Source organism: Ruminococcoides intestinale, from assembly GCF_040095935.1.
GTDB classification, from domain to species: domain Bacteria; phylum Bacillota; class Clostridia; order Oscillospirales; family Acutalibacteraceae; genus Ruminococcoides; species Ruminococcoides intestinale.
Genome location: NZ_JBBMFQ010000003.1, coordinates 1 through 20,781, shown reverse-complemented (window position 1 = coordinate 20,781; position 20,781 = coordinate 1). Strand labels below are relative to the sequence as shown.

Here is a 20,781-nt window from a genome sequence, read left to right as displayed (position 1 = left end):
CTTTAGGCGAAATTTTATCGCCTTATACTGCGACGATAGGAAATCGCCGTTCGTTTCCGACGGAAACGGTTTTGCTTTAATGATTTGTTTTTGTATTATCAGAAAATCCGTATTTCAGATGGGAGAACTCGGTTCGCCACTGCAATTAACTGATAAATTTCTGTTGTGTTTTTACTGTGAGCTGTAACTGTATTTCTTTCTCAGCACTGAGACTGAGAAAGAAATATACCGTTACGATAAACGCTATTAGTGCGTTAGGGACAAATTTGTCATAACTTAATCGGAATTATCAGCGGAATTATTGCCATCAGCAGGTGTTTGTACTTTGGGCTCATTTTCCGCCTTGTCCTGATTTTCTCCGACGGAGGCAAGATATTCCTCAATAGCTCTCTTTTTCTGTTCTTCGGTAAGCTCGGCGGAATCAACCGCAAGCTTTGCCTCTTCGAGAGTTTTTTCCTTATTGTAGGCAAGGAGGTTGAGAACAACTCGGATTGCTTCATAAACAAAGAAAATAATCATCGGAAGCAGAACGCAGAGGAAAAATCCAGGCTGAGTTCTGAGAAAGCTTAAAAAGTTACCCACGCCGCCAATCTTCGTACCTGTGTATTTGGCGACAATAGATGAAGAAGTTTGAAGTTCTTCATCGGGCTCAGGGTTAGTTTTCTTATTGTCACCCTGTGTTCTGTAGTAGGTAATGTTGTCATCCTTAACAACCTCAACAATTCGGTGAGTATTGAGTTCGGAATTACCGTTGATATCCTTATAGAAAGTAACAATATCGCCTTTCTTATATTCATATGAAGGATCGTCTGTAACCTCACAGAAAATAAGATCGCCTGTATTAATTGTATCTTCCATTGAACCTGTCAGAACGCTGAGGGGTGCAATGCCGAAAATATTGGGGACCCCTGATGATTTGGAAGTTAGTGACAATGTAACGATTAAAACCGACACTGCCAGAATCAAAATCACAATAATATCAATTACTATGTTTACTATTCTTTTTATAACTTTTTTCATAAGGGGTCTCCAATCGCGGGGTTAAATTAAAAATCAATTACTCTTCAACCATTGTAGAAGAAACATCAAATTTGAGTCCTGGGATTTTCTGGCCGGAAAGAGCATCTACACAATTCTCATCCTGACCTTCGAACCATACATACAACTTGTAGTATCTTACTTCATCAGGCTTCATAACTTCATCACCGGTTGTTACATCAACATGGAATGTAGTCTTTGTAGAGATCTGAGTACCCTCAGTACCGTCTGTTTTGATGATTGGGTTATAAGTCTTAGTTGTAGTAGAATATACATTGTTGCCCAATGCTACATAATCGTCAGCGGTTACTTTTGTACCGTCGATAGGAACAAGGGCTACACGAGCATACTCAGCAGCGTCTTTGTTATCACTTGTATTTAAATAGAAATCAATAGATACATCCTTGATGTCAGCAGTACCGTTATTCTTCAGGTTAAGTTCCTGAGCAAAAAGATAATCAGACGGAATTACGCCTTGTGCAGGTGAAGGAGCAACAGCCTGTAAAGTGTTCTGATCAATGACACCTGTAAGAGAGTTACTTGCTGTACCTTTTACCCATGATGTACCGTTACCTGAAGCAGGGTACATTGTTTTGTTGCCTACATTATAATCAAGATGTGATGTCCAACCGGTTCTGCTACTATCAGAAAGAAGAAGTGTACTTTGCTTTGTAGTTTTTGCACTAAAGTTATCAGCATAAGGATTTGTGCTTGTTGTAAACCAAGCAAATGTTGCTGTACCAAGTGCGAGCATTGCCACGAGGAGCATTGCTACGGAAGAGATTAATAATCTCTTTCTTGATGTTGTTTTCATAGAGAAATTCCTCCTAAATAAAATAATTTTTTGTCCCTAAAACACCATAGGGATTTTTTTGCTATATCAGTGCCGAGGCACATAATACCAAGTTGATGTAATACTGTACCGAAAATTACGGTTTTGCTGTGGATTCTTCATCGTCACGAACCGAGAACAGCATTCTCATTCTGACATGACCGTTACGGATATCGTCGATACATTCGGGATCGTTACCCTCAATCCAGATTACGATTGTGTATTTGTCAATATCGCCAACCTTGAATTTTTCGGTTGATGTTTTATAAACTTCCTTATCGCTTACAAACTTTGTGCAATCGGTTTCGGCTTTGCTTCTGTCTTTGTACTGACCTTTGCCGTAAATTGCACCCTTGCCGTTTTTGTAAATCATAACTCGGGTTGCTTCATCTGCCGACTTCGCCGCACCTGTGATTTCAAGCACTGCATCATAGTCAAGCTCAACCTCTCCGTTATTTTTACAATAGAAAGTATAAGCAACATAGTTTTTACCGTTGTGCGCACCGTCCTTGCTTGTGTCAAGGTCAACAGGAAGCCATGAATATGTAATGTTTGTAACATCCTTAACCTGCTCCGCTGTAAGTGAAGCACACTGAGTTTTGAAGTCAGCGTCTTCGCTAAGCACGATACCTTTTTTTACGGCAGGAGAATCAATGCTGATAATCAAGTCGCCCCATTGCGTTACAAGCGTTGAAACGATGAACAGAATAAGAAGAATGATTATGCAGACCGAAAGGATAATGCTCAAAAGCCGTCTGCGCTTTTTGTATTTTACAATCTCGATTGAATCATTTTTTACATGAAAATGTTCAATCTCGGCATCTGCCATTTTCTTATCGTTTAAGCGACTTAACTCCTCGGGAGTAATCGGTTGTTCAATTTTTGGTTTCTTTTTTCCGAACAAGTTTTTCTCTCCCCTCAAAAGTTAAATCCGTTTGGTTGTTGTTAATTAAGATATTGGCTTATTATCCTTATCGCATCCGACAAAGCCAAGCTGAACAGAAATGTGTGCATCCTGAACATCATCATCACACTCGGGGTCGTTACCCTCAATCCAAAGGCGAACTGTTACCTTAACAGGATCGAGCTGATTAAGATGGAAAAGTCTTGTGTTGTTTGAGTAAACCATTGAACCTGACGGCAAATCAAAGGTTGTCTGTCCGTTTACGGGAGTGCTTCTGTTCGGCTCATAAATTGTTGTGCCGTTGCCTGCTCCCTCGGCTGTGAAATCAACTCTCGCACAATTTACTACATCAGCCTTTGCACCGGTTGATTCTGTCGATACCTTTGTACCGTCATCAGCGCCTGCTTTTGTGCTTTCGGTTGTGAGGTGAACCCACATTTCCTCAGTCGCAATGAAGTAGCATTCAAACTCAAGGTAGCTGCGCTTGTTAGGCTCTCTGACTGTGCCACGCTGATTGGTAAATACTGTACCCTCTCTTGTTGTGACAGGATCAAGTACCGTATCTTTAAGGCTTGAACCGTGCTTTTTAAGGTAATCGTCAATCATCTCGTTCGTGATTACCTTGCCGTATTTATCAAGGTCTTTGCCGTGGTTTTCCATACTTACTTTGAGCTGAGCGGCAAGACTGATATTAAGATCAAGCCTGTCCACACCTGCAAATGTATTTACCGTGAACCACGCAACCGTTGCTGTTGTCATTGAAAGAAGGGTTATGATTGCAACAAAAACAATCAGCCTTTTTCTCTTTTTAAATGGAACTTTGTCGCTGACCATCTTATCAATAATCCTGTTAAAAAGGCCCATAAAAAACCCTCTCCTCTTAAAAAATAATGCACTAAAATAACGCACTGCTGTACAAAATATAATAATATTCTATACCTTCAACGCACATTTTGCAATATTTATTTGTCCTCTGTCATTTTTTTTGGATGAATTCACAAGATTTTCACATTACATTTGTGCATTCCTCTAAACTTTTCTTTTTCGATTATATTTTAACGGACTTAATCTGCTTGTCTTTTATTCATATTCTAACCTTTAAAATGATATAAAAAAACAAAAAATCCCCTTTAATTAAGGGGATTTTAGGTTTACAATAATAACAAACGACATTTAATTAAATTTGAGGCAAAAGTTACAACCGTGTAACTTATTTTGTTATATTGCTGTTTTAAATTATTTAATTTTGTTTTCTCACTATTTTGTACTCATCATAAAGTTGAAAGTAATGACAGGTGTCTGTGCTTCGGGTTAAAAATCTTGCCATTTCGTCCTCGTCAAGGTTGATATTGCAATAATCACCGAATTCGTCATCACTGACAAAGTTTGCACAAAATTCGCATTGGTCAGCCATTCTGCTCACCGTCCTTTTTGAGAAACTCATATTTATTGTAGGTGAACGGAACATAATTCTCGAGCTGATTGAAAACTTCTTCTTCGGTATCGGCAATCGTGTAGAGTCTGTTACAGGCATTGGTCATAAACTTTTCACTTACGGCATTGTCAAGCATTGCAAGCATTGAGTTATAGTAGCCTTTTACATTATATATAATGATAGGCTTTGTGTGTCTGTTAAGCTGCTTTAGTGTGAGAACCTCAAAAAATTCTTCAAAAGTACCCATACCGCCGGCACAAATTACAAAAGCGTCCGCTTTATCTTCCATAATACCTTTGCGTTCACGCATTGTATCTGTTACAATAAGTTCGGAGCATTTGTCGAAAACAACACCCACATCAATAAAAAAATCGGGTGTAACTCCGATTGTGTGGCCACCTGCGCTGTATGCGCCTCGGGCAGATGCGCCCATAACACCGTATTTTCCCGCACCGAAAACAAGGTTGTAGCCCTTTTCGGCAATCTTTTTGCCGAGATGCTCGGCAGATTCGAGATAGATTTTGTCAATTTGCTCACTTGATGAGCCAAAAACGCATATATTCATACCTATTTATCCTTTCGCATTTGCGTTGTATTTTTTCTGATTTTATCCAAAACAACCGTCGGTTATCTGAACTTAGTTTGAAGATTGCGACAGATTGCAACCATCCGCAATTAGATTATACATCTCAAATACACGGCGGTCAAGCAGTCAGAACAACGGCAATGCACAATTTACACAGAATATATTTTTTCAAAACATTCAAAACATTAAAACTTATATTAATCATTTTATTCAACGGAGATTACATTATGTCTGCTACTTCTTCAAAACTCAAAAATCCGAACGATTCAGTTATGAATCAGCGCGTAATCAAGCTTGCGTGGCCGATATTTTTACAGCTGTTGCTCGGCATCTCACTCGGCTATGTTGACACGATTATGCTCTCAAACTACAACGAAACCGCCGTTGGTGCAATCGGCAACGCAAACCAGGTTCTCGGTTTTCTGACTCTTGCCTTTAACATTATATCAAGCGCAACGGGCATAATCGTCAGCCAGTACCTTGGGGCAGGTAAAAAAGAAAAGATGAATATGATTTACACGGTTGCGTTGTCATTCAACCTTGTGCTGAGTATTGTAATCAGCTTTGTTGTATTCATATTCAGTCGGAATCTGCTTGAGGCAATGCAGGTGCCTGCGGCAATGCTTGACGAATCGGATATGTATATGCGAATAGTCGGCGGTACAATCTTTACTCAGGCGCTTATTAATGCTTTTAACTCAATTTTTGCAAGCAACGGCAAAACCGTTTTCGGTATGATTATCGGTCTTGGAATGAACATTATCAATATCTGCGGAAATGCTCTTTTGCTCTACGGACCGCTTCAGGTTCTCGGACTCGGTGCGTCGGGTGCGGCTGTTTCCACATGCGGAAGCAGAGTTATTGCGGTAATTGCATCCGTTATATACTTCTACACGGTTATCAAAGGCAAGTTCAGCCTTAAATATCTTCGTCCGTTTCCGTATGATGTTCTCAAAAGCCTTCTTAAACTCGGCATTCCGACAGCAGGTGAGAACATTTCCTACGACTGTTCACAGCTGTTTTTACAGGCATTCATCAACACAATGGGTATCGTTGCAATCAACGCAAAAATCTACGCCAACATGCTTTCAATGTTTACATATATGATTGCTCTTGCCGCTGCAAATGCAACACAGATTATTGTCGGTCACAGCGTAGGCGCTCACGATTACGATTTTGCATACCGCAGAGTGCTGAAAACTTTGCGTTTCGGTATGATAATTTCAATCTCGGTTGCAATTGTAAACTGGTTGATTTCGCCGTTTACGCTCGGACTTTTCACAGGCGATAAGGCTGTTATCGCACTCGGTTCATCGGTTATGTTCATTGCGATTATTCTTGAATTCGGCAGAACAACAAACCTTGTTATAATCAACAGTATGAAAGCCGCCGGCGATGTTAAATTTCCGACTGCACTCGCAATTTTTTCAATGTGGCTTTTGAGTGTCGGACTCGGCTGGCTGCTCGGAATTTATTTCGGAATGGGACTTACCGGAATTTGGATTGCCATGGCTGCCGATGAAATTTTCAGAGGCGTCGTTGTGTTTATCCGCTGGATAAAGGGCGGTTGGAGAGGCAAAAGGGTTGTGCTTGAAGATAAGACAAGTCCAACCGAAACGGCAGAAGTTACGGCTTAATCCGACAAAAGGAATATGATACCATAAAATAAAGGAGATCAAAACTATGAATTTTGCGGAATACAATGTTAAGGACGCAAACCTTGAAGAAGTTTTGCTTGCACTCAAGTCGCTTGATACGGTTGAGGCTGTCGCACTCGGCGGTTCTCGTTCAACAGGTGCAAGTGATGAAAATTCGGACTACGATATTTATGTTTACTGTGCTGAAATTCCGACAGCCGAAACAAGAGAAAATCTCCTCGGAAAATACTGTTCGATTGCAGAATTCGGCAATCATTATTGGGAGAGCGAGGACAACACGGTTATGAATAACGGTATTCCCGTTGACATAATCTACCGTGAAGTTGACAGGTTCGGTCGGTATATTGATACGGTGATCAAGGGTGGCAAGGCTTTTAACGGCTATACAACCGCATTTTGGCACAATATCAAGAACAGCAAGGTTCTTTTTGACAAGACAGGCACTTTCACAAAATTCAGAGATATGGCGCAGATTGATTTTCCTGAAAATCTCCGCAGTGCGATTATCAAAAACAACCGCAACCTTTTGAACGGAAAGCTTCCGTCATATGACAGGCAGATTAAAAAGGCTCAGGAGCGTGGCGATATCGTCAGTGTCAATCACAGAATCACCGCTTTTCTCGAAAGCTATTTTGATGTTATCTTCGCACTCAACCGTCAGACACACCCCGGTGAAAAAAGACAGGTTCAGCTCTGCAAAAAGTATTGCGCCCTCTTGCCAAAGGATTTTGAAGAAAACATAAACGCTCTTATGAAGTCAATCTCAGACGGCGGTTCATATGAAATCGTCACAGCAATGGTCAATAACCTTGATGAAATTCTTAATGATGAATTTAAATAAAAAAAGCGGTGTCGGAAAGTTCCGTCACCGCTCAACATTTTTCAGCCATATAAAATTCAAATGGAATATTGACATTGCTTTTTGCATAATATATAATAAGAACACAAGGAAAACCGTTAAAAGCGGTTAGCCGGAAAAGTAAAGACGAAAATAGCCGTCCCTAAGTTTTCGAGGCTGTAGGGCGGTTATTTTTTTATTGCAACAATTATTATTGTAACAAGTAAGGTAAAACAAATTATGTATTCCACCTTTGTCACCTCCTTGCACATATTAGCCAATGCTTTCATCGGTTTGCGTTTGGATGTGACTAACCGCCTTAAACTTCCTTGTGTTCTCGTATCATATTGTATCAAGCTGGAATTGCGATGTCAACCATAGATAAATACTACGCTTACTTCAGACTCCGTATCTATACATCTCACCAAAAATCTCTTTTGCCGTAACTGCATTGTCGGTTATGGCATTTTTTAATTCGGTGATATTGTCAAACTTTTTTTCGGGACGAATGAAATCAAGCAGACGGACATCGGCTGTCTGACCGTATATTTCACCGCCGTGAAAGTCAGGCATCCATGTTTCGCTCAAAAGCTTTGTTCCTCCGACCGTCGGTTTTACACCAATATTAGTCACACCGCAATAGACCTTTCCGTTTTCAAGCGTAACGGCAGACGCATAAACGCCGTATTTCGGCACGGCAAGATTTTCGGGAAGTTTCTGATTGATTGTCGGAGTACCAAGTTCTCTGCCAAGTCTTTTTCCGTGAGTGATCACGGCAGAAAAACCAAAATATGAACACAAAAGCTTGTTTGCACGGCGAATGCTGCCCTCGCTCACAAGCGAGCGGATAAGTGTTGATGAAACAACATCGCCGCAGTCACGCTCAGGCTCAATCACTTTAAGCTTTGTACCGTTCTCGTCACAAAGCTTTTTGAGCAAATCGGTATCGCCTTCGCCGTTTTTTCCGAAACGATAGTTAAAACCGCAGACAACAAATTTTGCATTGAGGTCGCCAAAAATAATTTTCTCGACAAAGTCCTTTGCAGACATATTCATCAGCTTTTTAAAGTCAGGACTGAAGGTATGTTCAATACCCAGGCTTTCAAGTGTTTTCAGCTTATCTTCCGTTGTCATAAGCGCACCCTTAGAAGATTTTCCGAGAACCTCCTTCGGGCTTTGAGCAAATGTAAAGCACACGGGCAAAAGTCCGTTTTTCTTCTGCTCAACAGCCGAGAGAATAACCCTTCGGTGTCCCTTGTGAAGTCCGTCAAAAAATCCGAGAGCAACGGCAGTATTCAATTTTTCGTGTTCTGAAACAGTAAAATTCTGCATATATATTTCCTATGATTAAATTAAATTTTACCGCTTTTCAAAAGTGCGGCAGTCTTTAAAACGGCAATCTGTGTTTTGGAGTCGGGAATCATATTGTTAAGCACCATTTCAACGGCTTTGTTGAGGGGGATTTTTTCAACATTCAAAAACTCACCCTCGTCAAGCCTTTGCTCACCCTGTGACTTTACCCGACAGGCATAAAGATGGATAATTTCCGAGGTGTATCCGGGAGACGGATAGACCTGACCGAGAGAAATGTAGGAGTAACCCTCAAGTCCCGTTTCTTCAAGAAGCTCACGCTTTCCGTTTTCAAGCGGAGTAGAACCCTTTTCAAGCTTACCGGCAGGAAGCTCAAGCACAACCTCCTTGTACGGATAGCGAAACTGCTTTACAAAAGAAAGATTATTGTCCTCATCAAGAGCGGCAACGCATACTCCGCCCGGATGATTGACAACCTCCCTCTTTGACCTTTTACCGTCAGGAAGCTCCACTTCGTCAAGGACTATATGCAGAACTCTGCCGTCAAAAATTTTCTTGCTGTCAAGAGTTTTTTCAAAAAGCTCCATAATTATGCCTCCGTTTTAAAGATTGAATTATCGAAAGGAAAGGATTTTGTTATGCCCGATTATAATGTTTTTCCCGATTACAAAACACGCAAGGAAATCATAAACGAGCTCTGCGACAGGTACAAGTTCATCAAGCATTGCTTTGCCGGAAAAAGCGTGTGCGGAAGAGGTATTGATGTTCTGCACATCGGCAACACCAAGAATCGTGTACTCTACTGCGGCGGTTTTCACGGCTCGGAGTACCTCACAATACTTGCCCTGCTGAAATTTTTTGAAGAATGTTGTGAGGCAATGGAAAGCGACAGAACTGTCGGCGGATGCAAAATCGGAAATTTTTTAAGCATTCGAGGTCTTACGATTGTGCCTTGCGTAAATCCCGACGGCACGGAAATTGCCTTGCATGGCAGTGACGCCGCATTCAAATACAAACCGCTTGTCGAAAAGGTCTGCACCGATACATATAAATGGCAGGCAAATGCCCGTGGAGTTGACATCAACCACAATTTCAATGCCGGCTGGTGCAGACTTAAACAGCTTGAATTAAAGAACAATATCAAGTGTCCGGCGCCGACAAGATTCGGCGGCAATCATCCCGAGAGCGAACCCGAAACTAAAGCACTTACAACACTTTGCCGTAATATTGACTTTGAACGGGCAATCGCTCTGCACAGTCAGGGACGGGAAATTTACTGTTCATTCGGCAGACACACACCCGTTCTGAGCTTTCGGCTTGCGTCAATATTCTCACAGGCAAGCGGCTACAACATAGCCTTTCCCGAGGAGATTGCCACAGGCGGCGGCTTTAAGGATTGGTTCATCGAAAAATTCCGCCGACCTGCCCTCACCATAGAAATGGGGCTCGGCAAAAATCCTCTCCCCCTCTCCGACTTTGAAGAAGAATACAAAATCCTGCAAAACATTCTCTGTCTCGGAGCGGTGGTTTAAATTATCTGATATAATTCAAGGGCAACCTCGGTTGCCCTTGTTTATTTTGTCATTTTGACAAATACTTTAATTACTTTTTTCGTCATCGTCATCAAAGAATGAGATTGAGTTTACGATATTGTCAACAGCCTCGTCTGAAATTACATTCGGCTCGTCAAGATATTTTGATCTTTTTTCAATGCTGTCAATAGCCATCTGCATCTGCTCCTGGGGAGTTGACGGTTTTTTCGGAGCATCGTAAATCTCGTTATCCTCCGGATTTGAGATATTCACATACTCCTCTTTTTTAGGCTCTTCCTTAACCTCGGGTTCTTCCTCAGGCTCAACGATTGCAGGCTCATTGCCGTCATCGGGAACTTCAACTTCCTCTGTCACATCTTCCGCAGATTCCTCTTTTACGGGTTCTTCCGCTTTTCCGGCAGATTCGTCATTTTTTTTTGACTTGTCAACGCCAAAGTCCGGAGCATCGTAATTTTCGTCAATCTCCTCTGCGGCAGCCATAATTACCTCACCGGGAGCGTCAATCTGCTTTTCTCTTCTCGCCTCGGCAACAGCCTTGAGTTCATCAAGATGATTTACAGGCTTTTCAACCTTTTCGCTGTCCTCATCAAAATAGATATCATACCATACGAGGAACACATAAATTGTCCAAACTCGTCTGCTATTATCTTCTTTTCCGCTGAAATGACTGTCGAGCCATGAAACAAGGACATCTGTATTGAAGAATTTCTCGGCAGTTTTGCCCTTGAACTTTGTCTTTACAACATTATAATACTTCTCGTCACGAAGCCATACTCTTGTCGGTACAGGGAAACCGAGTTTCTCTTTTTCGGCAGTAGCCTCAGGCATATGGCGAACGGCAGCCTTACGCATTGCATACTTTGTGTTGTGCTTGTTGCAGCGCAGTTTTGTCGGGAGCGATGACGCAACCTTGAAAACCTCCTTATCGAGGAAAGGAACACGAAGTTCAAGCGAGTTAGCCATACTCATTCGGTCGGCTTTAAGGAGGATGTCGCCGACCATCCACATATTGATGTCGAGATACTGCATTTTTGTAACATCGTCATACTTACGGCAACGATAATAATATTTTCTTGTAAGATCCTGTGGGCGTGTTGCAATTGACGGATCTTTCAAAAGCTCCTGCTTCTGCTTGTAGTCATACATAAATGCGTTACCGATATAACGCTCCTCAAGCTTGTCACAGGCACGGATAAGATAATCTCTGCCCTTGATGTCGGGGAGCTTTCTGCAAATTGCTCTTATTGCCTTTCTGATGCAATGCGGAACAATTGTCTGATAAATTTTGAACACTCTCGGATCGTTGTAGCAAGTGTAACCGCCGAACAATTCGTCTGCACCCTCACCCGAAAGGACAACCTTTACATAATGGCTTGCAAGACGGGATACAAAGTAAAGTGCGATACATGACGGATCCGCAAGCGGCTGATCCATATGGTACTGAACAGTCGGAACAGCGTCCCAGAATTCTTCACTTGAGATAAGGTGAGTGTGGTGTTCAACACCGATTTTTTCGCTGAGATTTTTTGCCCAGCTGATTTCGTTATATTTTTCGCCAAAGTCAAAGCCGACTGTAAATGTTTTCTGGTCGGCAAAATATGTTGAAACATAGCTTGAGTCAACACCGCTTGAAAGGAAACAACCGACCTCAACATCGGCAATTTTGTGAGCATTTACGGAGTTTTCAAAAACCTTTTCAATTCTGTCAACAGCCTCTTCCTCTGTCATTTCTTCGTCGGGATTGAAACGAGCCTCAAAGTAACGGGTAGTTTCAACCTCGCCGTCCTTGTACCAGAGATAGTGACCGGGCATAAGGCAGTAAACACCCTCAAAGAAAGTTTCGGGCGGAACTGCATACTGGAATGAAAGGTAGGAATCAAGTGCCTTTCTGTTGAATTTCTTTTCAAACTTAGGATATTCAAGAATACTCTTGATTTCACTTGCATAGACAAAGTCATTGCCTATCTGAGTGTAGTGCATCGGCTTAATGCCGAAAAAGTCACGGGCAATAAAAAGTGAATTATCCTTTGTGTTGTAAATAGCAAAGCCGAACATACCACGGAGTTTTGGGAGCATATCTTCTTTCCACTCTTCAAAGCCGTGAACAAGCACTTCACTGTCTGTATCTGTATAGAACTTATGACCTTTTGCGATAAGTTCTTTTCTCAAATCCTTGTAGTTATAAATTTCACCGTTGAATGTGAGAACAAGGCTTTTATCCTCATTGTATATAGGCTGATGACCTGCACCGAGGTCAATAATGGAAAGTCTGCGAAATCCCATGGAAATATTGTCGTCCGTAAAAAATCCGTCCGAGTCGGGACCACGGTGAGTGATAACCTCTGTCATATTTCTGATGACATCGGCTCTGTTTTCAACCTGTCCCATAAAGCCGGCTATGCCGCACATATCACAATTCCCCTTTCAAGGTAATTTTCAAAATTAACCGCATTAGACTAATGCCCTATTTTAAACATTTTATCACAATTTATTCCCAAATTCAACTGTTTGCAGGCATAAGTTTCAAATCAAAGCAACGCCCCTCAGCCTTTTTTATTCTTTAAGTATTCATCAAGCAAATCCGCTGCATATCTGCACAATTCAGGACACGGACGGGCGGCATAATATTTTTCTGTTCTCTCAGACGGAGTCGGGTTATCCTTTGCCTTTGCTCTCATACCGAGAAGGTCACGGCAGATGATTGAACCGTTGTCCTCTTTGAACCTTTCGGCAAGCTGCTGAACCTCGGTGTAGACACGCTTTTTGTCGGCATTATCCTTGCTGTCACTGTAACCCCTTGCAAGACCTAAAGCCATATACATTCCCGTAACAGTACCGCAGACCTCACGCATTCTGCCTATTCCGCCGCCAAACGGCGATGCAAGCATAAGAGCAGTCTGTTCATCAAATCCCAAATCGTCACAAAATGCAAGCAATACAGCCTGAGCACAGTTGTAGCCCTGCATAAAATTATTCTTAGCAATTTCACCTTTTGTCATACCAATTTCTCCTTTTATAGGGTTATTTCATATAAGCAAAGTATAACACCGAGGTCAAAATACTGCAACGATTTTTTGCTTGTAGAAGAGGTTAGTGTATGATATAATTTATCATACAACAGCATTTCGCAAATTGTATCGTTTACAAGCACATTGCGAACGCTTTAAATTTGCTTGCTTTATTCGTTAAAATTGTTATAATCTAAGTACAGATATTTCACACATCTTTTAGAAGCGTGAAATATCCGTGAGTTTAGCCGTGGAATAATCCACAACCAAACTCACGAGGAGCTGACGCTCCTTTGTACTGATTGCAATCTGTCGCAAGCTCTGCTCCTTGCAAGCAAAGCAGAGCGTTGCTCGGATTTAAATCTAAATACAGATTAAAATAAAGTACAAAAAAGACATTAAAGAAAAAGGTGATTAGCATTGTCTTTTCCACAGGATAAAATAAGAAATTTCAGCATTATTGCTCACATTGACCACGGCAAGAGTACGCTTGCGGACAGAATTCTTGAGCAGACCAACTCCGTTTCCGAAAGGGATATGGAGGCGCAACTGCTTGATGACATGGATCTTGAGCGTGAGCGTGGCATTACAATCAAGGCGAGGGCGGTAAGCGTTATCTACAAAGCCGATGACGGCGAAGAATATCTTTTTAACCTCATCGACACCCCCGGTCATGTTGACTTTAACTACGAGGTTTCCCGTTCACTGGCAGCTTGTGAGGGCGCTATTCTTGTTGTTGACGCATCACAGGGCATTGAGGCACAGACTCTTGCAAACACATATCTTGCCGTTGACAGCGGACTTGAAATTGTTCCCGTTGTCAACAAAATTGATTTGCCGAGTGCCGACCCCGACAGGGTTATTCAGGAAATCGAAGATGTAATCGGTATTCCTGCCGAGGATGCTCCGAAAATCTCCGCAAAGGCAGGAATCAACATTCACGCAGTTCTTGAAAAGGTTGTTCACGATATTCCTGCTCCGACAGGCGATATCAACGCTCCTCTGCGTGCATTGATTTTTGACAGCTACTACGACAGCTACAAGGGCGTAATTATATATGTAAGGCTCAAAGAGGGACAGATTCACCCGGGCGATGAATTCAAGCTTATGGCAACGGGCAGTGTGTTCAATGTTGTTGAGTGCGGACTTATGCACGCAACCGCTCCCGAAAAGACCGACGGTCTTTATGCAGGCGAGGTTGGCTACATCACAGGTTCAATCAAGACTCTTGCAGACGCAAAGGTCGGCGACACGGTTACGCTCACATCAAATCCCGCAGAAGAACCGCTCCCCGGCTACCGTGAGGCACAGCCTATGGTTTTCTGCGGTATCTACCCTGTTGATGGTGCAAGATACGGCGACCTTAAAGATGCACTTGAAAAGCTTCAGCTTAACGATGCGGCTCTTTCGTTTGATCCCGAAACATCGGTTGCCCTCGGATTCGGTTTTCGTTGCGGATTTTTGGGACTGCTCCACATGGAAATTATTCAGGAGCGACTTGAAAGAGAATATCAGCTTGACCTCATCACAACCGCACCGAGTGTAATTTACAGAATCACACGCACAGACGGCACAGTTGAGATGATTGACAACCCGACAAACTACCCCGATCCGTCACTTATTCAAATGGCGGAAGAGCCTGTAACAGACGCTCACATCTATGCACCTAAGGAATATGTCGGCAATATTATGGAGCTTTGTCAGGACAGACGGGGAACTTTTGTCGATATGCAGTATATTGATGCCGACCGTGTTGATTTACACTATGTACTTCCGCTTGCTGAGATAATCTACGACTTTTTCGACACGCTCAAATCACGAACAAGAGGTTATGCATCATTCGACTATGAGCTTAAAGAATATGTTCAGAGCAACCTTGTTAAGCTCGATATTATGCTCAACGGCGAGGTTGTCGACGCACTTTCGTTCATCATTCACGCCGACAAGGCATATTCAAGGGCAAGAAAGATGGCTGAGAAGTTAAAGGAAAAGATTCCGAGACAGCTCTTTGAAATTCCGATTCAGGCTTGCATCGGCGGTAAAATTATCGCCAGAGAAACCGTAAAGGCTATGCGTAAGGATGTACTTGCCAAGTGCTACGGCGGTGATATTTCCCGTAAGAAAAAACTCCTTGAAAAGCAAAAAGAAGGTAAAAAGCGTATGCGCCAGCTCGGTTCTGTTGAAGTTCCGCAGGAGGCATTTATGGCGGTTCTCAAGCTTGATACGGATTAACGGTGAAGATATGAAAGAACTTGCTATGTTTTACAACTTTTCGGACGAAAGATTCCGCAAGGCAAAGTTTGCACTTATGCCGTTGAAAATTCAGGTTAAAAAGGTTGAAAAAGAAGATTTCAATCAGCCTATCGGTTTCCTTGCAGGCATCAAGGGCATTGAGCCTGCGGCAGAAAAGTTTGACGGTGACGGCTTTGACGAAGAAATGATTGTCATGCACAATTTCACGAATAAGACAATTGATTCGCTAATCAGAGCGCTTAACAAGTGCGGTGTCGGACGAGTTCCGCTCAAGGCGGTTATCACTCCCACAAGCAAAGACTGGGACAGTCTGACGCTTATCAAAGCACTTAAAGCCGACCATGAGGAAATGCTTAAAAAATTGAAAACGAAAAGTTGAAAATGGAAAATGGAAGTCGGGAAGACAGTTTGCAAAATGCAAAACAATGTCTTCCCGACTGTTTTTATTTATATGAAATTACCGCCGCATTATTACAATCAATTTTTAAGAATTTTCTCAATCAATTGTGCAACACCATCGTTATTATTTGACGGGATTACGATATCGGCACGGTCAAGGCATTTTTGACTTGCATTTTCAACAGCCGCACCAAGTCCCGACTCGGCAATCATGTCGGCATCATTATCGGCATTTCCGCAGGCGCAGACATTTTCCATGCCGATATTCAAAAAGTCACACAAACGCAGGAGCGCCTTCGCTTTTGATGCCTCTGCCGACATAATCTCAACAAAATGGTCGGTTGAAGTCGTAATTTCAACGCTGTTGCAAGCCTTTTCGATACTGCTCCACAGCCTGTTGCGAAGCTTTTCGTCCGTACTTATAATGCTGATGAGGTCAAGCTCATTTCTATGCTTGCTCAAAAAGCTTCTCATATCGACAATCTTGCCGTGGCATGAACGGGTGTATTCAAAATATTCAGGCTCACAGCCGTAGTCAAGCGGTCTATGCACATATCTGACATCGGCATATGTAAATCCGTCAATAAATCCCTCAAGAATAACATCGTCATTACGCACAGCACCGAGAATTTTCAACACATCATCGGGTAAAATCAGCGAACGGTGAACCGTTTTACCGCACTTGCTTATTACAGCGCCGTTCGAGGTAATCGCATAGTCCAGACCGACAATGTTCATCACGCTGTCGGGCATCATAACGAACGGTCTGCCGCTTGCCGCAACAACGGTTATTCCGCTTTTGATCGCAGATTCAATGGCAGTTTGCGTTCGTTTGCTCAAGGTGTCGCTGTCGGCAAGAGTTGTGCCGTCAAGGTCAAGCGCAATCAGCTTTATATCTTTCATCTTATCCATACAAACCCCTCTGTCAGATTTTCTTTGGGCAAAATTCGTTCATACAGCATTCTTCACATTTTGCCTTTCTTGCGGTGCAGACTGCTCTGCCGTGCAGAACAAGTCGGTGACAAAAGTCATTGCTTTCATCGGGCGGCAAAAGCTCACGCAATGCAAATTCAATCTTTTTCTGATCCTTTAAATCATGAAGTCCAAGCCTTTTTGTAATGCGTATGCAATGTGTATCAACCACAACCGCAGGCTGACCGAAAATGTCACCGCACACAAGATTTGCGGTTTTTCTGCCGATTCCGGGGAGTTTTGTCAAATCGTCAATATTATCGGGAACGACACCGCCAAAATCGTCACAAAGCATTCTTGCCATTTCAACAATATCTTTTGATTTAGTCTTATAAAGTCCGCAGCTTTTTATATACTCAGCAACTTCTTCGGGAGTTGAGTCGGCAAAATCCTGAGCCGTTTTGAACCTGTCAAACAACGAAGGAGTGACCATATTAACCCTTGCGTCCGTGCATTGAGCGGCAAGCCTTGTTGCAATGAGCAACTGCAACGGATCTGTGTAGACAAGCGAACATATTGCGTCGGGATATTCTTTTTTCAAGGCATGAACAGCGTTCACGGCAATTTCTTTTTTAGTCATAAATTCACCCCGTAATTTTAAAAAAATGCAAAAAATGCGATTAAATACTGTTTTCTCCAGTATAACACAAAAATTCTGCTATTGCAATCAGAATAAAAAACTGGTACAATAGACACATAAAAGTTAGAAATTTGTTTCGGAGGACAAAAAATGTACAATAATTACATTTTTGACTTATACGGCACTCTCATCGACATTAATACAGATGAATGGAACGATGATTTGTGGAAGAAAATTGCCATTCTCTATGCCTACAAGGGTGCACACTACACCTATGACGAGCTTAACGAGGAGTACGACAGACTTGTTCAGGCTGAAAAAAAGGCTGTTCTCAAAAAGTCTCCCGACACAAAAGTTGTTGACATAAAAATTGAAAAGGTTTTCCGCAAGCTTTTCACGCAGAAAGGCGTTAAGGTTACAAAAGCCGAGGTGTTTTTTATTGCCGAGGCATTCCGTTGCTACTCAACAAAGTACATCAAGCTTTATGACGGTGTACTTGATCTTCTCGACACTCTCAAGGCAAAAGGCAAAAAGATTTATCTTCTCTCAAACGCACAGCGTTCATTCACAGAAAATGAGCTGAATATGTTTGATCTGACAAAATATTTTGACGGCATTTGCATCAGCTCTGACGAAGAATGTTCTAAACCTGACGAAAAATATTTCAAAACACTTTTTGACCGTTACGGACTTGAAAAGAGCGAGTCAATTATGATTGGCAACGATTATATCAGCGATATCGGCGGTGCGGCTGATTTCGGTATCGACAGCCTGTACATTCACCAGAGCATTTCACCCGACATTGACGGCGAACTCCGCAGTACATATAAGGTTATGGACGGCGATGTGTACAAAATCAAAAAGCTCATTATTAATCATTCGTGAAGACCGTTTAACTAATAAATAACATTTAATGCCCGAGCGTAACATTGCAACGCTTTTTGCAAGCAGTTACATAAGCATTGGAGCTTTCTAATATGATTTAGCTGAAAATGAGGAGTCCATAATCATGAAAAAAAGTGTTTTAATCAGTAATATCATTTTATTGTTTTGGTACTTTCTTGCAATGATTGGAATAAAAATAGGAGATAAGTATTTAGTCGAGGGTTCTTTTAAAGATGAGTGGATATTTATGTTAATCCCAATTGCTACATTTTTGCTAATGCTTTTTACTAAGAAAATTGGTAAAATACTTCATCTGATATGGCTCGGAATGTGGTTTGTCACTCAATTTCTAAGCCACGAATGGTATACAATATTCGGAAATGGTTTCATGGGAAATATTGATAACAAAATAGCCTATTTTAAAGATTGCATTTCACTTATAAGCATAGAAGGAAAGTATGTCCCTGATATGTATCACATTATACTGCACATTTTGATAATTATAGCAATTATTGTTACTGCTAAATTTTCCAAAAAACGCAGTAAAATCTGATACTCTTTAAGAAGTAAAATTATCTAAAAACAACAATATACATCCGCAATTGTAGCGGCGAACCGTGTTCACCAATTATTTAGATTGTAAAATCTAAACGAAAAATAAATATACTGTAATATCGCACTTTAGGCAGTACATCCTTGTACTGCCTTTTATTTTGCAAAATCATTATGTAAAACGCATAAATTCAATTCATCCGCACACACTTTTACAAAGGAAGTGTGCAGATGAAACGCAAAGTACCCGATTACAAAAAGATTTTAACACCAAGTGATTTAGAGCTTAACACCTGTTCAAATCAGGATTGCACAGGACTTATTCCAACGGCTGTACAAAACGAAGAACAGGCTGATTCATACGAAGAACTTTATCCCTACATCAGCGGTGTAGCACCGCGCCATGTTCAAGAAGATAGTTTGAAAAGCGATAAGCTCTAATACCCGAGGTAAGTTTATCATTTTACCTAACTGCTCGTTATGCGGTGTAGCACCGCACCATGTCCAAGAAGATAGTAAAGATAAGGAACAACTTTAATCCTAAGATGTACTATATTAAGATGACACTAAAGACCAATCAAAAAACAGCGGAAGCAATGTGTTTGTGCATTACTTCCGCCGATTTTATATTTTCAATTTTAATCTGAAGAAATTATTTTGTATAGCCATGTTCTTTACACATCATATCGTAATAACCGACTACGAAAAAGTCTGTATGCTCATTTTTAACATACGGACCATAGGTAATGTACGGGTACCTTGGCGAAATATTATAGTTACCGTAAGCATACCAACGCATTGTATCATCAAAATACTGTATACCATCCTGCTCGTCAAGGAAAATATGATTGTTTCCAAAGTCGCCATTAAGACCAACAATAAATTTTTGTAAATCAGTAGCGGCAATGACCGATATATCGCTTTCATACTTTGCTACATTTGTTAACATCTTCTGCGCACCTGTAAATTCAACCTCATGGGCGATATATTTCTGAATAAGGGTAGCATCGACAACATTAACAACACCGTCTTTGTTCACATCACCTTTTAAAGTATAGGCATTCGTCATCTTGTTGTACACAGCAAGAAGTTCGTTGTAGGCATTTGTAATAGCCCAAACATCGTAATCATTAGTGCCTGCAATATACGGCTCTAAGTTGGTTTTTAAATCAGCAAGCTTATGCTGAAATTCGTTCCATTGCTCATCAGAATACCAGTTGTTGTAATTCTGTTCCTTACAGGCATATCGTAAGCAGTTTTGGCATATGCAACATCAACATGAAGGTTATAAGCGGCACTATACAGCTTGTCCTTCATATTTTTATATTCCTCGGCTGTTGCAAGTTCGTCCTGATTATAAAGATTGTATGCAGCATTATATGTATCACCTGCAACATAGTTATAGATTCTCGCCTCACCAATGTTTGTGTTGAGAATTTTAAATGCGTCAAGGAGCCAGCCAAGTTTCTCACGCTCTATTTCAGTTTCGGACTTTTCATTTTCAGCAGCAAATGTTGTTAAAATGAAAGATGAAACCGCCAAAATTCCAACGAGTATGATTGATAATAATTTTTTCATTGTTTATCCCCCTATATCATCTTCTGTATCAATGTGCTGTACCATCCAAATTTACATCATAGTTTTTAGAACTGTTATCATTGTACCATATACAGTAATTGTAATCAATACTATTTCAATATTTGGTTATAAAATACCCCTTTACTTTTTTCTGAAATATAAACAAAAAAGCACCACATAATGTGGTGCTGAAAGTTCAAATGAACCACCGATTACTCGGTGTATATAAAAGGGTAAACACCCTGAAAACTGAATAAAGGAAAGAAGATTAAGAAGAAAGATTAGTTAAATTCATATTGGAATGACCAATCGGTTTAAGTATATACTACACAGCTGACCAAAGAAATCTTGTGGTCAAGCCCTCGACCTATTAGTACTGCCAAGCTGAATGCCTCACGG

22 protein-coding genes are annotated in these 20,781 nt (G+C 41.3%); 8 read left to right on the top strand and 14 right to left on the bottom strand.

The features are described 5' to 3' along the window. Positions 1-276 precede the first annotated feature (276 nt). The 6 genes from WMO31_RS06225 to WMO31_RS06200 form a co-directional block, all read right to left on the bottom strand. A complete protein-coding gene (locus WMO31_RS06225) occupies positions 277-1,020 on the bottom strand; it encodes a signal peptidase I (RefSeq protein ID WP_195231917.1) in 744 nt (247 codons plus the stop codon). A 37-nt stretch (positions 1,021-1,057) separates the two neighbouring features. Continuing rightward, positions 1,058-1,852 (bottom strand): hypothetical protein, encoded by a 795-nt coding sequence (locus WMO31_RS06220; protein ID WP_117950231.1) that lies wholly within the window; start codon positions 1,850-1,852, stop codon positions 1,058-1,060. A 115-nt stretch (positions 1,853-1,967) separates the two neighbouring features. After that, positions 1,968-2,774 (bottom strand): hypothetical protein, encoded by an 807-nt coding sequence (locus WMO31_RS06215; protein WP_117979763.1) that lies wholly within the window; start codon positions 2,772-2,774, stop codon positions 1,968-1,970. Positions 2,775-2,819: 45 nt separating this feature from the next. Next, positions 2,820-3,638, bottom strand: a complete 819-nt coding sequence (locus WMO31_RS06210) for a hypothetical protein (protein ID WP_195231918.1) — start codon at positions 3,636-3,638, stop codon at positions 2,820-2,822. A gap of 376 nt (positions 3,639-4,014) precedes the next feature. After that, complete coding sequence (locus tag WMO31_RS06205; RefSeq protein ID WP_015522940.1) at positions 4,015-4,188, bottom strand: DUF6472 family protein; 174 nt, start codon at positions 4,186-4,188, stop codon at positions 4,015-4,017. After that, positions 4,181-4,774 (bottom strand): LOG family protein, encoded by a 594-nt coding sequence (locus tag WMO31_RS06200; RefSeq protein WP_117913217.1) that lies wholly within the window; start codon positions 4,772-4,774, stop codon positions 4,181-4,183. Before WMO31_RS06200 ends, WMO31_RS06205 begins: the two co-directional genes overlap by 8 nt. Positions 4,775-5,022: 248 nt before the next feature. Here WMO31_RS06200 and WMO31_RS06195 point away from each other — a divergent pair, with 248 nt between their 5' ends. Next, positions 5,023-6,432 (top strand): MATE family efflux transporter, encoded by a 1,410-nt coding sequence (locus WMO31_RS06195; RefSeq protein ID WP_117950227.1) that lies wholly within the window; start codon positions 5,023-5,025, stop codon positions 6,430-6,432. A gap of 46 nt (positions 6,433-6,478) precedes the next feature. Further along, positions 6,479-7,294, top strand: coding sequence for a DUF4037 domain-containing protein (locus WMO31_RS06190; RefSeq protein ID WP_367999388.1), 816 nt, complete (start codon positions 6,479-6,481; stop codon positions 7,292-7,294). Between the two features lie 396 nt (positions 7,295-7,690). On the opposite strand, the gene WMO31_RS06185 is transcribed toward WMO31_RS06190, so the two are convergent. Both WMO31_RS06185 and WMO31_RS06180 read right to left on the bottom strand, forming a co-directional pair. After that, complete coding sequence (locus WMO31_RS06185) at positions 7,691-8,623, bottom strand: bifunctional riboflavin kinase/FAD synthetase (protein ID WP_367999387.1); 933 nt, start codon at positions 8,621-8,623, stop codon at positions 7,691-7,693. 20 nt (positions 8,624-8,643) lie between these two features. Then, entirely contained in the window at positions 8,644-9,189 is a 546-nt protein-coding gene (locus tag WMO31_RS06180; RefSeq protein ID WP_337367805.1) for an NUDIX domain-containing protein, read from the bottom strand. Positions 9,190-9,240: 51 nt separating this feature from the next. Between WMO31_RS06180 and WMO31_RS06175 the strand changes: the two genes are divergently transcribed. Beyond that, positions 9,241-10,134 carry a M14 family metallopeptidase gene (locus WMO31_RS06175; protein ID WP_015522960.1) on the top strand — a complete coding sequence of 298 codons (894 nt, stop codon included), beginning with the start codon at positions 9,241-9,243 and terminating at the stop codon, positions 10,132-10,134. Between the two features lie 66 nt (positions 10,135-10,200). Here the strand turns inward: WMO31_RS06175 and asnB are convergent, their stop codons facing one another. Both asnB and WMO31_RS06165 read right to left on the bottom strand, forming a co-directional pair. Next, positions 10,201-12,564: an asparagine synthase (glutamine-hydrolyzing) gene (gene asnB / locus WMO31_RS06170; RefSeq protein WP_367999386.1), complete on the bottom strand. Its 2,364-nt coding sequence runs from the start codon at positions 12,562-12,564 to the stop codon at positions 10,201-10,203. Positions 12,565-12,698: 134 nt separating this feature from the next. After that, a complete protein-coding gene (locus tag WMO31_RS06165) occupies positions 12,699-13,154 on the bottom strand; it encodes a C-GCAxxG-C-C family protein (RefSeq protein WP_101070984.1) in 456 nt (151 codons plus the stop codon). 429 nt (positions 13,155-13,583) lie between these two features. Between WMO31_RS06165 and lepA the strand changes: the two genes are divergently transcribed. Beyond that, positions 13,584-15,395 (top strand): translation elongation factor 4, encoded by a 1,812-nt coding sequence (lepA, locus tag WMO31_RS06160; protein ID WP_021882680.1) that lies wholly within the window; start codon positions 13,584-13,586, stop codon positions 15,393-15,395. Then, positions 15,382-15,795: a DUF3783 domain-containing protein gene (locus WMO31_RS06155; RefSeq protein ID WP_298181729.1), complete on the top strand. Its 414-nt coding sequence runs from the start codon at positions 15,382-15,384 to the stop codon at positions 15,793-15,795. Before lepA ends, WMO31_RS06155 begins: the two co-directional genes overlap by 14 nt. 98 nt (positions 15,796-15,893) lie before the next feature. Here WMO31_RS06155 and WMO31_RS06150 read toward each other — a convergent pair whose 3' ends face one another. Continuing rightward, entirely contained in the window at positions 15,894-16,727 is an 834-nt protein-coding gene (locus tag WMO31_RS06150; protein ID WP_015522962.1) for a Cof-type HAD-IIB family hydrolase, read from the bottom strand. Between the two features lie 13 nt (positions 16,728-16,740). Continuing rightward, positions 16,741-17,367 carry an endonuclease III gene (nth, locus tag WMO31_RS06145; protein ID WP_015522963.1) on the bottom strand — a complete coding sequence of 209 codons (627 nt, stop codon included), beginning with the start codon at positions 17,365-17,367 and terminating at the stop codon, positions 16,741-16,743. Positions 17,368-17,517: 150 nt separating this feature from the next. Here nth and WMO31_RS06140 point away from each other — a divergent pair, with 150 nt between their 5' ends. From WMO31_RS06140 to WMO31_RS06130, 3 genes are all read left to right on the top strand, one after another. Continuing rightward, positions 17,518-18,252: an HAD family hydrolase gene (locus tag WMO31_RS06140; protein ID WP_015522964.1), complete on the top strand. Its 735-nt coding sequence runs from the start codon at positions 17,518-17,520 to the stop codon at positions 18,250-18,252. A 124-nt stretch (positions 18,253-18,376) separates the two neighbouring features. Further along, positions 18,377-18,805, top strand: a complete 429-nt coding sequence (locus WMO31_RS06135; protein WP_015522965.1) for a hypothetical protein — start codon at positions 18,377-18,379, stop codon at positions 18,803-18,805. A gap of 230 nt (positions 18,806-19,035) precedes the next feature. Further along, the gene (locus WMO31_RS06130; protein WP_015522966.1) at positions 19,036-19,245 is read left to right on the top strand and encodes a hypothetical protein; all 210 of its coding nucleotides are present in this window, start codon (positions 19,036-19,038) and stop codon (positions 19,243-19,245) included. Positions 19,246-19,456: 211 nt separating this feature from the next. On the opposite strand, the gene WMO31_RS06125 is transcribed toward WMO31_RS06130, so the two are convergent. Together WMO31_RS06125 and WMO31_RS06120 are read right to left on the bottom strand one after the other, a co-directional pair. After that, complete coding sequence (locus WMO31_RS06125; protein WP_015522967.1) at positions 19,457-19,873, bottom strand: dockerin type I repeat-containing protein; 417 nt, start codon at positions 19,871-19,873, stop codon at positions 19,457-19,459. A 95-nt stretch (positions 19,874-19,968) separates the two neighbouring features. Further along, positions 19,969-20,382: a hypothetical protein gene (locus WMO31_RS06120; protein WP_015522968.1), complete on the bottom strand. Its 414-nt coding sequence runs from the start codon at positions 20,380-20,382 to the stop codon at positions 19,969-19,971. Positions 20,383-20,781 lie beyond the last annotated feature (399 nt).